This window comes from Thalassospira lucentensis, from assembly GCF_011806425.1.
GTDB lineage: Bacteria > Pseudomonadota > Alphaproteobacteria > Rhodospirillales > Thalassospiraceae > Thalassospira > Thalassospira lucentensis_B.
In genome coordinates this window covers 144,169-159,944 of sequence record NZ_JAATOV010000008.1, presented here as the reverse complement: position 1 = coordinate 159,944, position 15,776 = coordinate 144,169, and the positions used below count along the sequence as shown (strand labels likewise).

10 protein-coding genes and 1 riboswitch are annotated in these 15,776 nt (G+C 54.2%); of the genes, 7 read left to right on the top strand and 3 right to left on the bottom strand.

Annotated elements, in window-relative coordinates; all coding sequences use genetic code 11:
• The first annotated feature begins 252 nt into the window (after positions 1–252).
• The 3 genes from HCZ99_RS20115 (at position 253) to HCZ99_RS20105 (ending at position 5,701) form a co-directional block, all read left to right on the top strand.
• Positions 253–1,008: a PhoH family protein gene (locus HCZ99_RS20115; RefSeq protein WP_167448816.1), complete on the top strand. Its 756-nt coding sequence runs from the start codon at positions 253–255 to the stop codon at positions 1,006–1,008.
• A 166-nt stretch (positions 1,009–1,174) separates the two neighbouring features.
• A riboswitch (cobalamin riboswitch) is annotated at positions 1,175–1,388 on the top strand.
• A 110-nt stretch (positions 1,389–1,498) separates the two neighbouring features.
• The gene (locus tag HCZ99_RS20110; protein ID WP_167448815.1) at positions 1,499–4,498 is read left to right on the top strand and encodes a ribonucleoside-diphosphate reductase subunit alpha; all 3,000 of its coding nucleotides are present in this window, start codon (positions 1,499–1,501) and stop codon (positions 4,496–4,498) included.
• A 48-nt stretch (positions 4,499–4,546) separates the two neighbouring features.
• Positions 4,547–5,701 carry a ribonucleotide-diphosphate reductase subunit beta gene (locus HCZ99_RS20105; protein WP_167448814.1) on the top strand — a complete coding sequence of 385 codons (1,155 nt, stop codon included), beginning with the start codon at positions 4,547–4,549 and terminating at the stop codon, positions 5,699–5,701.
• 102 nt (positions 5,702–5,803) lie between these two features.
• Here the strand turns inward: HCZ99_RS20105 and HCZ99_RS20100 are convergent, their stop codons facing one another.
• A complete protein-coding gene (locus HCZ99_RS20100; RefSeq protein WP_167448813.1) occupies positions 5,804–6,820 on the bottom strand; it encodes a cation diffusion facilitator family transporter in 1,017 nt (338 codons plus the stop codon).
• A 206-nt stretch (positions 6,821–7,026) separates the two neighbouring features.
• On the opposite strand from HCZ99_RS20100, the gene HCZ99_RS20095 reads away from it, so the two are divergent.
• From HCZ99_RS20095 to HCZ99_RS20080, 4 genes are all read left to right on the top strand, one after another.
• Positions 7,027–9,009, top strand: coding sequence for a heme lyase CcmF/NrfE family subunit (locus tag HCZ99_RS20095; protein WP_167448812.1), 1,983 nt, complete (start codon positions 7,027–7,029; stop codon positions 9,007–9,009).
• A gap of 21 nt (positions 9,010–9,030) precedes the next feature.
• Entirely contained in the window at positions 9,031–10,332 is a 1,302-nt protein-coding gene (ccmI, locus tag HCZ99_RS20090; RefSeq protein WP_167448811.1) for a c-type cytochrome biogenesis protein CcmI, read from the top strand.
• Between the two features lie 331 nt (positions 10,333–10,663).
• Entirely contained in the window at positions 10,664–11,110 is a 447-nt protein-coding gene (locus tag HCZ99_RS20085; RefSeq protein WP_167448810.1) for a response regulator, read from the top strand.
• A 24-nt stretch (positions 11,111–11,134) separates the two neighbouring features.
• Complete coding sequence (locus HCZ99_RS20080; protein WP_167448809.1) at positions 11,135–13,789, top strand: ABC transporter permease; 2,655 nt, start codon at positions 11,135–11,137, stop codon at positions 13,787–13,789.
• 119 nt (positions 13,790–13,908) lie between these two features.
• Here HCZ99_RS20080 and atpC read toward each other — a convergent pair whose 3' ends face one another.
• Both atpC and atpD read right to left on the bottom strand, forming a co-directional pair.
• Positions 13,909–14,313 (bottom strand): ATP synthase F1 subunit epsilon, encoded by a 405-nt coding sequence (gene atpC, locus HCZ99_RS20075; RefSeq protein WP_167448808.1) that lies wholly within the window; start codon positions 14,311–14,313, stop codon positions 13,909–13,911.
• 41 nt (positions 14,314–14,354) lie between these two features.
• On the bottom strand, positions 14,355–15,773 hold the full coding sequence (gene atpD / locus HCZ99_RS20070; RefSeq protein WP_167448807.1) for a F0F1 ATP synthase subunit beta: 1,419 nt from the start codon (positions 15,771–15,773) through the stop codon (positions 14,355–14,357).
• Between the last annotated feature and the right edge of the window lie 3 nt (positions 15,774–15,776).

Sequence of the window (15,776 nt, the reverse complement as noted above, 5' to 3'; positions counted from 1 at the left end):
TGACAAGACACTGCATATGGGGGTACGATTCCAATTAACGGTCAACACGTAGACCGCAAGGAGGAGTTCCCGAGTGCCGCAAAACAGCGTCGTAAAACGAGAATTTTCGCCCCCCGGATCGCACATGCAACATGATGTGTCCGGCGGAAACTCCTACCGCCACTTCCATCTGAATATTAAAATTGAATGCGCGCCCTTCCATGATGGAACGGCGCGTTTTGCTTTTTTGGCACACTTGATGAGGTGATCATAATGGGTAAACGCGCAGCACGCCGTCGTAATCGTCCGCAACAGTCAGACACCAATGTCCATGAGCTGTTTGATGAAAAGAACGCAGATTGGCACCCACTTGAAACTTCAGCGGAAAAAGGACAACGCGATCAAAGCTTCCGCCGTCATATTCGGCCAAAAAGTGAAAACCAAGCAGCCTTGATGGAGGCAATTGATAACTTTAACCTCGTCCTAGCATTGGGCCCGGCGGGAACGGGGAAAACCTATATCGCGGTATCCAAGGCGGTCGAAGCGCTTGATAAAGGGGAAATTGCCCGCATCGTTCTGGCCCGCCCCGCGGTTGAGGCCGGTGAAAATATCGGGTTCTTGCCCGGCGACGTCGAAGCCAAAATGGCCCCGTATCTGCGCCCGCTTTATGATGCGCTGAATGATCGATTGGGGACCAAGCGGCTTCGCACCTATATCTCGGACGGGACGATTGAAATCGCGCCGATTGGCTATATGCGCGGTCGTACATTGAACAATGCGTTTGTTGTGATTGATGAGGCGCAAAACTGCACCTATGGGCAGCTTAAAATGCTGGTCACCCGCCTTGGCTGGAATGCGACCATGATCCTGACGGGCGATCCGGACCAGACCGACCTTTTGCCGGAAATGTCGGGTCTTTCGGAAATGTCCGATCGTCTTGAAAATGTCGATGACATTGCCTGTGTCCGCCTGCGCGACAAGGACATTGTCCGTCACCCGCTGGTGGCGAGCATGCTGACCGTTCTTTAAGGTCCGACCGAGCAAACCAAAGAAGAAAACAGGCGGCCCCTCAAAAGGGGCCGCCATTTTTTTACGCTTCCCGTTTTCGCAGAATTTCTTGGCTTCGCGGTTTTTCAAAGCATGCGTCAAATCCTGTCAAGAAAACATATATATTGACGAAACACCCCAACAGATCGCAACATATAGACATCACGGTCCTTCGTTTCATGCGAAGGCTAAGAGGGAATTCGGTGCATTTTGCCCTGCAAAATAATGCCGAAGCTGCCCCCGCAACTGTAAGCGGCGAGCTTGCATCCAACTATGGTCACTGAAGCAGAACTGTTTCGGGAAGGCCGGATGAAAGCGCCATAGCCGTAAGCCAGGAGACCTGCCGTGAGCACGAGTTAACATTCACGGGCGGGGTGTCCCGGTGGAGTGCTGGCGATCTGGCGTCTATACGCCATCCATCCCTGCATGCCTCCGTTTGGCCTTTGCCCCCAACGAATTGGGGCACAAGAATATGTCTGCAACGCTTGAAGCGGATCGCGCAACTGCGTCCGAAGCAACGCCATCATCCGAAACCATTCATCAGGTTATTCGTCGCAACGGATCGGTTACCGCATTCGATCCGGCCAAGATCAAAACCGCACTGACCAAGGCCTTTTTGGCGGCCGAAGGCGAAACAGCATCCGGATCGCACCGGGTGCATGATATTGTCGATACGCTGGCGGAACAAATTGCCAGCACACTTTTGCGCCGGACTTCACCCGGTCGCCCTCTTCAAATCGAAGATATTCAGGATCAAGTTGAACTGGCCCTGATGCGCAGCGAACATCACAAGGTCGCGCGCGCCTATGTGCTGTATCGCGAAGACCGCGCCCGCGAACGCGCCAAGCTTGAAGCACGTAAGAAAAAGAAAAAGCCCGACGCCCCCCACATCAATGTCACCCAGCCCGATGGCAGCAAGGCACCGCTTGATTTCGACCGACTGCATACCGTGATTGCAGAGGCCTGCGGCGACCTTGAAAGTGTCAGTGGCGACCCGATTTTTGAGGAAACCCGTCGCAACCTGTATGATGGCGTCACCACAGGCGAATTGGCCTTGGCCCCCATCATGGCGGCCCGAACGCTGGTTGAGCGCGAACCAAACTATGCCTTTGTCAGTGCGCGCCTTCTGCTTGATAAAATGCGCGCCGAGGCCCTTAGCTTTGTTGCTGGCCAGCCAGAACAGGCAACCCAAGCAGAAATGAGCGACCGGTATGCGACCTATTTCCCCGCCGCACTTAAGGCCGGGATCAAGGCCGGGTTGATTGACGGCGAATTGGCACGGTTTGATCTGAAAAAGATAACCGCTGCCCTTCGCCCTGAGCGTGATCTTAACTTCCAGTATCTCGGCCTTCAAACGCTTTATGATCGTTATTTCCTGCATGTCAAAGGGGCGCGGTTTGAACTGCCGCAAGCGTTCTTTATGCGCGTTGCCATGGGTCTTGCCATCCGTGAAGTCGACCGCGAAGCCAAGGCGATTGAATTTTATGATCAGCTTTCGACATTCTCTTTCATGGCATCAACCCCGACCTTGTTTAATGCGGGTACCTGCCGCCCGCAGCTTTCATCTTGTTTCTTAACCACCGTTCCCGATGACCTTGATGGCATCTTTAAAGCGGTTAAGGACAACGCGCTTTTGGCGAAATATTCCGGTGGCCTTGGCAATGACTGGACCCCGGTTCGCGGACTTGGTGCGCATATCAAGGGGACCAACGGCGAAAGTCAGGGCGTGGTGCCGTTCCTTAAAGTCGCCAATGATACGGCGATTGCGGTTAATCAGGGGGGCAAGCGCAAGGGCGCTGTTTGTGCCTATCTTGAGACATGGCACATCGACATCGAGGAGTTTCTGGACCTTCGCAAAAACACCGGCGATGACCGCCGCCGTACCCATGACATGAACACGGCCAACTGGGTGCCGGACCTGTTTATGGAACGCGTGATCGCCGATGGGCCTTGGACCCTGTTTTCGCCCGATGACACACCCGACCTTCATGACCTGTATGGGCCGAAGTTCAAGGCAGCGTATGAAGCATACGAAGAACAGGCCAAAACCGGCAAAATCGCCAATTATAAAACCGTGCGCGCGGTTGATCTTTGGCGGCGCATGCTGACCATGCTGTTTGAAACCGGGCATCCTTGGATCACGTTTAAGGACCCGTGCAACATCCGATCCCCGCAGGGGCATCGTGGGGTGGTGCATTCATCCAACCTGTGTACCGAAATCACGCTTAACACATCTGCCGATGAAGTTGCGGTGTGTAACCTTGGTTCGATCAATTTGGCGGCACATGTCACCGAAAACGGTATTGATCAGGACAAGCTGGCAAAAACGGTTAAAACCGCGATGCGCATGCTTGATAACGTGATTGATATTAACTTCTATACGATCCCGGAAGCCCGTTACGCGAACCTGCGTCACCGTCCTGTTGGCCTTGGATTGATGGGTTTTCAGGATGCGTTGCAGAAGATGAAAATTCCCTATGCCTCGGATGAGGCCGTAGCCTTTGCCGATGAAAGCATGGAAGCGATTTCGTTTAATGCCATTTCGGCATCGGTCGATCTGGCGTCTGAACGTGGCCGGTATGAAAGCTTTGACGGGTCGCTTTGGTCGCGCGGGATTCTTCCGATTGATTCCCTTGATCTGCTCGCAGAAACCCGTGCGGAATTCAATGTTGATCGCAGCATGCGACAAGATTGGGCGACCTTGCGCGAACGGGTCAAAACCATTGGCATGCGCAATTCCAACACCATGGCGATTGCCCCGACCGCGACGATTTCAAATATCTGCGGTGTCAGCCAATCGATTGAGCCGTCTTATCGCAACCTGTTTGTCAAATCGAACATGTCGGGTGATTTCACTGTGGTGAATGCCGCCCTTGTCAATGATTTGAAAGAACGCGGCCTTTGGGATGAGGTCATGATTTCCGATCTGAAATATTATGATGGCAGTGTCGGTCAAATCGATCGTATCCCCGATGACCTTAAGGCGCTTTACGCCACAGCGTTCGAGCTTGATTCATCCTGGCTGATTGAGGCGGCATCGCGCCGTCAGAAATGGCTCGATCAGGCACAGTCTTTGAACCTGTATATCGCCAACCCATCGGGCAAGAAGCTTGATGACCTGTATCGTTTGGCGTGGTTGCGGGGCCTTAAAACCACCTATTACCTGCGATCAAGTGCCGCCACCCATGTCGAGAAATCAACATTAAAAGGCACCGATGGCCGCCTGAATGCCGTGGTCAATGCCCCAGCGGCGACCGCAGCCGCAGCGCCATCCCCAACCGCAACCGTTGCATCCGCGCCACCGGCGGCAACGGCCGCCCCCATAATGGCGTCTCCGTCGCCTGTCCCCGCGCCGTCGCCATCTGCCACGCCTGCGGCACGTCCGGCAGCGGTGGTTGATCCCATTGCTGATGGTCAGGCATGGGGCAAGGCCTGCTTGCTGGACGATCCGGAATGCGAAGCATGCCAGTAAATCGCCCCACCCCAGCGCACACCACTTTTGAAACCGGAAATGAAAACCATGCTTGATTGGGTTGAAAACGAAAACACCCCCGCCGCCAATGCCGAGGCATCCGTCCCGCCATCAACTGATGGTGGGGCCGGTGCCGGTGCCGGCGATGCCGACTCCACCGGACTGGGCGACATTGATCGCGGTGCGGCCCGTGTCACCGTCAGTGACAAGGCGATGATCAATTCACGCGCAGATGTGAACCAGCTTTTGCCGCTGAAATACGGTTGGGCATGGGAAAAGTACCTTTCGGGGTGCAACAATCACTGGATGCCGACCGAAGTTTCCATGCAGGCCGATATTGCCCTTTGGAAATCCCGTGATGGATTGACCGAGGATGAACGCCGGATGCTTAAACGTAATCTGGGTTTCTTTGCCGCGTCAGAAAGCCTTGTTGCCAATAACATTGTCTTGGCGATCTATCGGCATCTGACCAATCCGGAATGCCGTCAGTATCTTTTGCGTCAGGCCTTTGAAGAAGCGGTGCATACCCATACGTTCCAATACATTGTCGAAAGCCTTGGCCTGGATGAGGGAGAGCTTTTCAACATGTATCGCGAAGTGCCGTCCATCACCGATAAAGCCGCGTGGGCGTTACGCTATACCAAGCATCTGGATGATCCCAATTTCGCCACGGGCACCCCAGAACGTGATCAGGATTTTCTGCGTGATCTGGTCGCCTTTTACGTCGTGTTTGAAGGGATGTGGTTCTATACCGGCTTTGCGCAGATCCTGTCACTTGGACGTCGTAACAAGATGGTCGGCATTGCAGAGCAATATCAGTACATCCTGCGCGACGAGAGCATCCACCTTAATTTCGGCATCGACGTGATCAATCAGATCAAGGCCGAAAACCCGCATCTGTGGACCACGGAATTCCAAAATGAAATCCGTACCATGCTGCGTGATGCCGCCGAGCTTGAGGCATCATATGGGCGCGACACCATGCCCAACGGGTTCCTTGGCCTGAATGCGCAATTGTGTGAGCAATATATGCATTTCATCGCCAACCGCCGTTGTGGTCAGCTTGGCCTTGCCCCGGTCTTTGCCGAGGTTGAAAACCCGTTCCCGTGGATGTCGGAGGCCATGGACCTTAAGAAGGAAAAGAACTTCTTTGAGACCCGCGTCATCGAATACCAAAACGGTGGTTCGTTAAGCTGGGACTAAGCAATAAAAAAACGGCTGGCAGGTGTATCTGGGGTTCGCCCCAACGCATCTGTCAGCCGTTTTGATGACTTAAGAGGTTAATTAGATACCGAACAGCGACGCCTAGCGGCCCATTGCGGCGATTTCACCGCTGTTTGACACTGGAATGTCGTGCTGACCTGCGCGTTTGGCGCGACCTGTATGCCAAAATTCCGGATCTTCGGTATAACCGCTGAATTCATCAAGGTGGATGTCTTCGGGCGGTTCAGGGTGAATTGTAATATCAACATCGGGATATTCGGCGCGGATGCTGTCCATCACCTGATGACAGATGGTGTGGGATTCGCGCATCAACATGCCACCATCCATGATCAATTCAATCTCGGCAAAGCGATGCACCCCCGATGAGCGGGTCCGCAGCCGATGAATACCAATCACGTCCGGATTTTTCATGGTCAGTTCGATGATCCGCTGACTATCGGATTCGGGCAATTCGGTATCCATCAGTAGTTCGACCGAGCTGCGGCCAACTTTTACAGCGGAATACAGCAAGAACGCCGCAACAACGCCACCAATGGCCGGATCGGCCCAGTGGAACCCGGCAACACCGACAAACAATGCAACGATCACCGCAAGGTTTGACACAATGTCACTGGTGTAATGCATCGAATCGGCATCAACCGCGACCGATCCTGACATCCGAACGGCTTTGCGTTGCAAAAGGACAAGACCAATGGTCATGACCAGCGACACGGCCATAATCCAAACGCCTTCCATCGCAAAGGCAATCGGTTTTGGCTCGGCCAGGCGTGATGCGGCTTCTGCCAACACCAAAATCGCGGCCCCGATCATAAAGGCGGATTGGAAAAGCCCGGCCAAGGGTTCGGCCTTACCATGACCGAAACGGTGGTCGTGGTCCGCAGGACGCCATGCAGAACGCACAGCCATGAAGTTGATCACAGATGTTCCGACGTCAAGCATGCTATCGATCATCGACGACAGCAAACTTACAGAATCGGTCAGGAACCAGCCAACGGCCTTAATGAGGATCAACGTCGCAGCAATGACAATAGAGGCCGTCGTTGCACGACGCGCCCAAATTTCTTTTTGTGCAATGTCAATGACAGGACATTGACTCATATAAACTGACCTTTAGCGTTCAATTTCCGCAGCCTATAAGCCATTTTATAGCGCGTTTGAAACTAACATGTAATGTCTATTGCCACATTTTCCGAGGTCGCTGTGACGCAAATAGCGCATATTTGATATTCCGCAAGGTTTCCAAGCCACCTTCAAGCGATTATATCTCGCAGCCACGCATACAAAACCCAACCATAGGCCGACTGATGATTGTAGAGATTGGACATTACGCGCTGATACTGTCACTTGTGATGGCATTTGCCCAATCGACCATCCCGTTTATTGCCGCATCGCGGCGCGATCCGGTGTTGTTAACGGTTGCCCCACGCTTGGCAATCACCTGTTTTGCCTTGGTTGCCGCAAGTTTCCTTGCCCTGACCTATGCGTATGTAACGTCCGACTTTTCCGTTTTGAACGTTCTGTCAAACAGCCACACATCAAAACCGATGATTTATAAAATCACCGGGGTTTGGGCCAACCACGAAGGGTCCATGCTGCTTTGGGTGATGATCCTGACCCTGTTTGGTGGGGCGGTTGCCGCGTTTGGCCGCAACTTGCCGCCGACCTTGTTGGCGCGTGTGCTTGGTGTCATGGGCCTGATTGGCGCCGGGTTTATTCTGTTTATTGTTTTAACGTCGAACCCATTTGATCGGGTGATGAACCCGCCCCTTGATGGCGAAGGCATGAACCCGCTTCTGCAAGATCCGGGCATCGCCATTCACCCGCCGTTCTTGTATCTCGGCTATGTCGGGTTTTCTGTCGCCTTTGCCTTTGCCGTGGCTGCCCTGATTGAAGGCCGGGTTGATCCGGCGTGGGCACGTTGGGTGCGTCCTTGGACGTTGGCAGCATGGGTGTTTCTGACCGCGGGTATCGGACTTGGATCCTGGTGGGCGTATTACGAGCTTGGCTGGGGCGGCTGGTGGTTCTGGGATCCGGTTGAAAACGCATCCTTTATGCCGTGGCTTGCCGGAACGGCGTTGCTGCATTCGGCCATCGTTGTTGAAAAGCGCGACGCCCTTAAAAGCTGGACGATCTTTTTGGCGATCTTGGCGTTTTCCTTCTCGCTTTTGGGGACGTTCCTTGTGCGGTCGGGTGCGCTGACATCTGTGCATGCCTTTGCCACAGATCCGACGCGCGGCGTGTTTATCCTGTTCTTGCTGTTTGCCGCTGTTGGCGGGTCCTTAACACTCTATGCGTGGCGCGCACCGACCTTAAAGGGAGGCGGGCTGTTTCAGCCGATTTCGCGCGAAGGGGCGTTGATTTTCAACAACGTCCTGTTGTCGATTGCTGCGGCAATGGTGTTGCTGGGAACGCTTTATCCGCTGCTGCTTGAAACGCTGACAGGGGAAAAGATTTCCGTTGGCGCGCCGTTCTTTAACGCGACATTTGTTCCGATCATCACGCCGGTCATCATTGCCATGGCGTTTGGTCCGTTGATGCCATGGAAACGTGCCGATCTGTTTGCGGTGATGGGCAAGCTTAAAATTGCCTTGGCCGTCACGGTTGTTGTGGTTCTGGTCACCCTTTGGCTTTCGGGTGGTCCGGCATTCGCCGTGTTTGGCATGGGCCTGGCGGCTTGGTTGTTTGTTGGTTCGATCCTTGAATGGGCCGGTCGGATCAAACTGTTCCGCGAGTCATTTGCCACCAGTTTCCGCCGGATGCGCAATTTGCCGCGTTCCGCCCATGGCACCATGTTGGCCCATGCCGGTGTGGCGATTGTGGTGGCGGGCATCACCGGATCGCAAGCCTGGACCGAAGAAGCGGTTCAATCGCTTAGCGTTGGTGAAAGCACGCAACTTGCCGACCATACCTTTACGCTGTCGGGTATTCGCGAATATCAAGGACCAAACTTTGTCTCGCGCGAAGCAACCGTGACCATCACCACGCCGGGCGAAAAGACCATTGTTCTGACCCCTGAAAAACGCGTTTACACGGTCGAAGGCATGCCCACGACCGAGGCTGGTATTCGCTCTGGCTTTACCGGCGATATCTATGCGGTGATCGGCGATCAGGATGAAAGCGGTAAGTGGATTACGCGTTTCTACGTCAAACCAATGATCCCATGGATGTGGACCGGTGGTCTTGTCATGGTCTTTGGCGGATTGATGTCGCTGTCGGATCGGCGTTATCGCATTGGTGCGCCAGTGCGTTCGAACAAAACATCCGCAAAACCAGCCCCAGCAGAATAAGCGTCACGACAGGATAGATTTATGACCATCGCAATTGTTCTTGGCGCAATAACCCTGCTTGTGGCGGGATTCGTTTTGTGGCCGATCTTTCAAAACCGCAAACAGTCTGATCAGACCAAAAACGTCGATGCTGGTGCAAAAGCCGGTTCGACCGGTACCCAAACCGCACAGGCAGAAACATCGTCAGACATCCTTGATGCCGATGATGAAATGCTGCGTGATTTGGCGGTATACCGTGATCAGCTGTCAGAGATTGAACGCGATATCGAGCGTGGGGTCTTAACCCCGGAACAAGCCAGTGCGGCGCGCATTGAAGTGCAGCGGCGTATCCTTAACGCCGATCAGCGCATCAAAAAGGACGTCAAAGCGCATCCCAAACCCAAAAATGGAACGGCCTTGCGCCCGATGGCAGCGGGGCTTTTCGTCCTGTTTCTGATCGGCGGCATTGGGCTTTATGTTGATCTGGGCAGCCCGACCATGCCCGATCGACCGATTGCAAGCCGCGGGGATGAAATCAATGCCATCCGCCAGGCACAAGCCATGGATCAGGACCGAAAAGAAGTCCTGAACCGCGCGGTAAGTGATTTGTCCCAGAAGCTTATTGAGAACCCGGACAATATCAAAGGATGGGAATTGCTTGGTGCCAGCCTAATGGCGCTTGGTCGCCCGGCAGAAGCCCAGACCGCCTTTCTTGAGGCCGTTAAGCTTTCGGGACGCGATGGTGATTATCTGGCGATGTATGCCGAAAGCCTGATCCGTGCAGATAACGGACAAATCAACGCCATTGCCCGGGGTGCGCTGAACGAGGCGGCAAAGTCCGACAGCACCGATCCCAGAATTCAATATTACCTTGGCTTGGCCGATATTCAGGATGGCAACTATGAAGCCGCCATTGATCGTTGGATTGCCCTTGCCAATGGGGCCCCAGCGGATGCGGCGTGGCTTCCGATGGTGGTATCGCGCATTCAAGACGCAGCAGCTGCACAAGGCATCGATATCGAAGGTCGCCTGACGGTCAAACAAGCACCACCGATGGTGGCCGGCCCGACCGAGGATGACATCAAAGCCGCGCAAGAAATGACGCCGGAAGAACGTCAGGAAATGATTGCGTCCATGGTCAACAATCTGGCCGAACGCCTGAAAGACAATCCGGATAACCCCGAAGGCTGGGCGCGGTTGATAAGGGCTTATAGCGTGATTGGTGACCGGGAAGAGGCGCAGTCGGCTTATGAAAGTGCCCATCGTCAGTTTGCTGATCAGCCCGAATTGCTGTCCCGATTGAATGGCTTGGCCAGTGAATTGGGGCTGAAAATCGTCGAGTAAATTCCAAAAGTCGAATTTTCTGAGCAATTGCGACTTGATATCATAATCATTACCGCATATTTGATAGGCAGTTTTTCAGATCCGGAGACACCATACGCAAGAATGGTTTATACGCCTCAGGGATTAGAGTGATGTCCCTAATTTCAAGCTATGGTGTCGCCAACTGACTTGAGATATATGCGACATCATATTAGAAATACAAAATAGAAAGATCGTCTACTGGGAGTTATGGGCGGTTTTCCAAACCAACATCGTTCAGAAAAACGATGCGTTTGCAAAAAGAGATGGGTTTGACGATAAAAAAACACCCCATCCAAAAGGATAGTTAACAATGTCGCCAACGACGAATGGCAAGCCCAGCAATATCCTTCTGATCGAAGATAATCCTGGGGATGCGCGCCTTGTTCGGGAAGCTCTACGCGAATTCAAACATCCCGTTGAATTACATCATGTAAAAGACGCGATCACTGCGCTGCAGTTTTTGCAGAAAGATGGGCCATACAAAAATGCGCCCCGGCCGCGACTGATCCTGCTTGATCTGAATATGCCGCGCAAAGACGGCCGCGAAATGCTGCGCGATATCCGCAATGATCCAAATTCCGCATCGATCCCTGTGATTGTTCTCACAACCTCTGGGGCGGAGCATGATGTTGATCTGTGTTATGCTGCCGGGGCAAATTGTTATTTGCGCAAACCCGTTGATGTGACGGAATTCATCGATCTGATGAAAATGATCGAATCGTTCTGGCTGGGACTTGCCTTAACCCCCACGCCGTAACCCACGTTTGCCAGCGAGACTGCCTTGTCCCTGCCGATTTCTCGACCTTATCAGAGTATCGCTGCGGGCTTGCGGTTTAGTCTGCGTGAGTTGCGGGCGCCGGGAGCTGGGTTGTGGTCGCTGTGGGCGACATTGGTGTTTGCCATTACGGTACTGGCTATTTGCACCAACCTGACCCAGACCATCCGAAATGCCACCCTGCAATCGGCCCAGAACACCATTGGCGGTGATCTGTCGTTGCGCCTGTTTCACCGTGCACCAACCGCGCAAGAAATCGCGTTTCTTAAAAGCTTTGGCACGCTTAGCCTCACGACTGAGCAACGCGTTATGGTCGCCGCCCCAAATGGCGAGACCTCCATTCTGACGGAAATGAAGGCGGTTGATGCGCCCTATCCGCTCTATGGCGAACTGACATTATCATCGAGCCTGTCATCTTCCCACTCAGACAACCTTTTATCAAACCTGCCATTGCACACGACATTGCAGCCCAAAGACACCCAATCCCCGCCGGGTGTTGCTGTTGTCCCAAGTCTTCTGGAAGCATTGCATGTCGGGATCGGAGACATGATCACGGTTGGGGCGCAGGATTTTATCATTCGTGCTGTGATCACATCCGAACCTGAACGGGCGTTTCGTCTTTTTTCGCTTGGGCCACGGATGATCATTTCCAGCGATGCCTACGCGCGAACCCAAATTGGCGCGGGTAATGCCCAAGTCTATTGGTACGCGCGCATCCGTCTTGATGCCGCCCAACAGGCGCAAAGCCAAGACATCATCAAGGCGATAGAAACACGATTTCCAGACGCTGGCTGGCGCATTGTCAATGCTGCCGACGGTATTCCCGGGATTGAACGGATCAATGATTTTGCCATGGCATTCGCCCGACTGATTGGGATTGCCATCTTTGTCATCTGCGCAACGGGGATGCGAAACGCACTTTGTGCGTACCTTGATACGCGCCAATCACGTTTGGCCATGTTGCGCAGCATGGGTGCAACACGCGGACAGGTTTTGGTCGCGATCGCCGCACAGGTTGCCTGCGTTACCCTGTTCGCGCTTGTGGTTGGCGCGGGGCTTTCGATACTGATTGAATATTTGGCACTGCCTGTTTTTAACAACATGCTGGGGCTCGATATTTCGCCATCAGTCGCAGCATCGCTTGGCAGGTTCTGCGTTATAGCCGCCTTTGTTATGCTTTTCATGGCGGTGATATCCATTGGGCCGCTTTTGACCGCGTGCCGCACCTCGCCCGCACGGTTATTCCGTCACCAAACGGAACGGCGTGGCGCTCATTGGAAATCGGTCAAAGCGCACATTTCGGTTAAACGGCTTGTGCTTTATGGCGTCCTCGTTGCCGGGCTTTTCGGCCTTGGTGCGCAGCTGATCGGAATGGGGTGGTTTGCGATCATCCTGATGGTTGGATTGGTGCTGTGTTTGGCGCTATTTGCGGCCATCGCTATGGGGCTTCGGGCCGGGTGCCGGTATTTATCGCGCCGTATCATTAATATGCCCCCCTCGCTTCGGCTGGCGTTGCGCACCCTTGCCAAACCCAGCGCCCCGACCCTGACCGTCATGACCTCTGTCGGGGTTTCAGTCACCTGTCTGATGACCGTGATGCTGTTTGCAGTGATGGCGGGACATCATTTGACCTCTACCTTGCCAAGTGACAGCCCCGATCTGGTATTTTTTGATCTGCTGCCCGAGGACGGCGACGCGTTCGTTAAGGCCGCACATGCCATACCAACGGTGCAATCGGTCGACCAGATGCCGTTCCTGCATGGGCGGGTCACCCATATCAATCAAACCCCGGTTAGTGCCCTTAACGTGCCACGGCGGTATCAATGGTTTGTGCGCGGTGATCGTGGCCTTTCATGGACGGATCGTCCCCATGCCGCAGCACACAATACGCCGATCATCGCAGGTGCGTGGTGGATGGCAGGGAAACAGGCCGAACGCCAAGCATCATTAGATGCTGATATCGCAAAGACCCTTGGCATTCAGGTCGGCGATCAGATCACGGTTAATATGCTGGGCCGTCCCCATCCGGTCACGATTGCCAACCTGCGCAAAATCGACTGGACGCGCCTGAGGTTGGATTTTCCGATTGTTCTCTCACCGCCATCTGAGGCGATCGCACATGGTTTGGTCAGTACCATTGATCTTGTGACAGACCCAAGTGATGGCGCCCCCAACTCAAATACAGCCGCTAGCGTACAGGGGATGTTGCAGACCAAATTCCCCAATGTCCCGACGATTTTGATGCCGGATGTATTGGCGAAACTGGAAAAGATATTTTCCCAGGTCGTGACCGCGGTGATGACCCTGACTGTGCTGACGACAATCGGGGCCTGCTTGGTGGTGGTCAGTGGCCTGATTGCGCTTCGTCAGGACACGGCAAAAGAGTTGGCGATGCTGCGTGCCCTTGGCATTCAGCCGGGACAAATCCGCCATATTGCCGCTTGGGAAACCGGTATCACCGTCGCCAGTAGCGGGATTGTCGGCATCGCGCTGGGTGCTGGCATTGCGGTGATGGCCGCAAATGCAATTGGTGCACAGGTCACCTCGTTTCCATTCATAATAATTGGCATTGCGATGGTTGCGGTGACAGTGCTGGGATTTGGCGCTGGCAGCCTTATGCAACGCGCCTCTTTGCGCGGCCAACAGGGTTGGCGAGGATAAGGCAGCGTGATCTGCGGCAACTTGGTCGCCGCTCTCAACAGTATTTACAAAAGCCCCAGACAAACAAAAAGGCCGCCTGCATGACACAGGCGGCCTTTTTAAAATCGTAGAACCGACGCTTAGTTCGACAGGGCAGAAATCTGTGCCCGTGCAATTTCGAGCTCACGCTCGGCATTGGCTTTGTCGTGTGGCGTGCTAGCAGCCTTAAGAGCAGCATCTGCTGCTTCAAGACGTGCCTGCGCGTCGTCGGCTTTCAAATCGGAAACCGCAACCGCTTCTTCCGCCAGAATGGTGCAACGCTCGGGATTAACCTCTGCAACACCGCCAGCGACGAAGATACGCTCGGAAACCTTACCACCTGCATAGATGTCGATGACACCCGGACGAATGGTCGAGATCATTGGCGCATGCTTTGGCAGCACACCAAAATTCCCTTCCATGCCCGGAACAACGACCATCTCGACCGGCTCAGATTTGAGCAGGGCAGACGGCGAAACAAGTTCCAGTACAGTCGTATCAGTCATGACAATCCTCGCTCCTTAGCCGGAGGGGGACCGAAACTGCCTTAGGCAGCTTCGGCCATCTTCTTGGCTTTTTCGATGGCTTCTTCGATGGTGCCGACCATGTAGAATGCCTGTTCTGGCATGTGGTCGTATTCACCAGCGCAGATCGCAGCGAAAGCCTTGATGGTGTCTTCGAGCTGAACGAACACGCCCGGGGTACCAGTAAAGACTTCAGCAACGTGGAACGGCTGCGAAAGGAAACGCTGGATCTTACGGGCACGGGCCACGACCAGTTTGTCTTCTTCCGAAAGCTCGTCCATGCCGAGGATGGCGATGATGTCCTGAAGACCTTTGTAGGTCTGCAGAATACGCTGAACTTCACGCGCGGTCTCGTAGTGTTCCTTGCCGATGACGCCCGGATCGAGCGCACGCGAGGTACTATCGAGCGGATCAACTGCCGGATAGATGCCGAGCTCGGCAATCTGACGATTGAGCGTCGTGGTCGCGTCAAGGTGAGCAAACGAGGTTGCAGGTGCCGGGTCAGTCAAGTCATCGGCCGGGACGTAAATTGCCTGAACCGAGGTAATAGAACCTTTTTTGGTCGAGGTAATACGTTCCTGCAGCGCACCCATGTCGGTTGCCAGCGTCGGCTGATAACCCACAGCAGACGGGATACGACCGAGAAGTGCGGACACTTCCGAACCTGCCTGGGTGAAGCGGAAGATGTTATCCACGAAGAACAGAACGTCCTGGCCTTCTTCGTCACGGAAATATTCCGCCAAGGTCAGACCGGTCAGTGCAACACGTGCACGTGCCCCGGGGGGTTCGTTCATCTGGCCGTAAACCAGTGCAGCTTTTGAATCGCCCTCAAGGTTGATAACGCCTGATTCCATCATCTCGTGATAGAGGTCGTTACCTTCACGGGTACGTTCGCCAACACCAGCAAAGACCGAATAACCACCGTGGCCTTTGGCCACGTTGTTGATCAATTCCATGATAAGGACGGTTTTACCAACGCCCGCACCACCGAACAGACCAATTTTACCACCTTTGGTGTACGGCGCGATAAGGTCGATGACCTTAATGCCGGTAACCAGAATTTCGGTGTCGGTCGACTGATCGATGAAAGCCGGAGCTTCGCGGTGAATCGGTGAGCGTTTTTCGGTTTTAACCGGACCACGTTCATCGACCGGCTCGCCGATCACGTTCAGGATACGACCAAGGGTTTCCGGACCAACCGGAACCGAGATCGCGTCACCGGTATCGATGACTTCCTGGCCACGCTGCAGACCTTCGGTGGTGTCCATCGCGATCGTACGGACCGCGCTTTCACCAAGGTGCTGTGCAACTTCGAGAACCAGACGCTGACCGTTGTTGTCAACATGCAGCGCATTCAGAATGGGAGGCAGTTCGCCGTCGAATTTAACGTCGACGACGGCGCCCATTACCTGGGAAATTTTCCCCGCCTTCTTGTTCGCCATAGG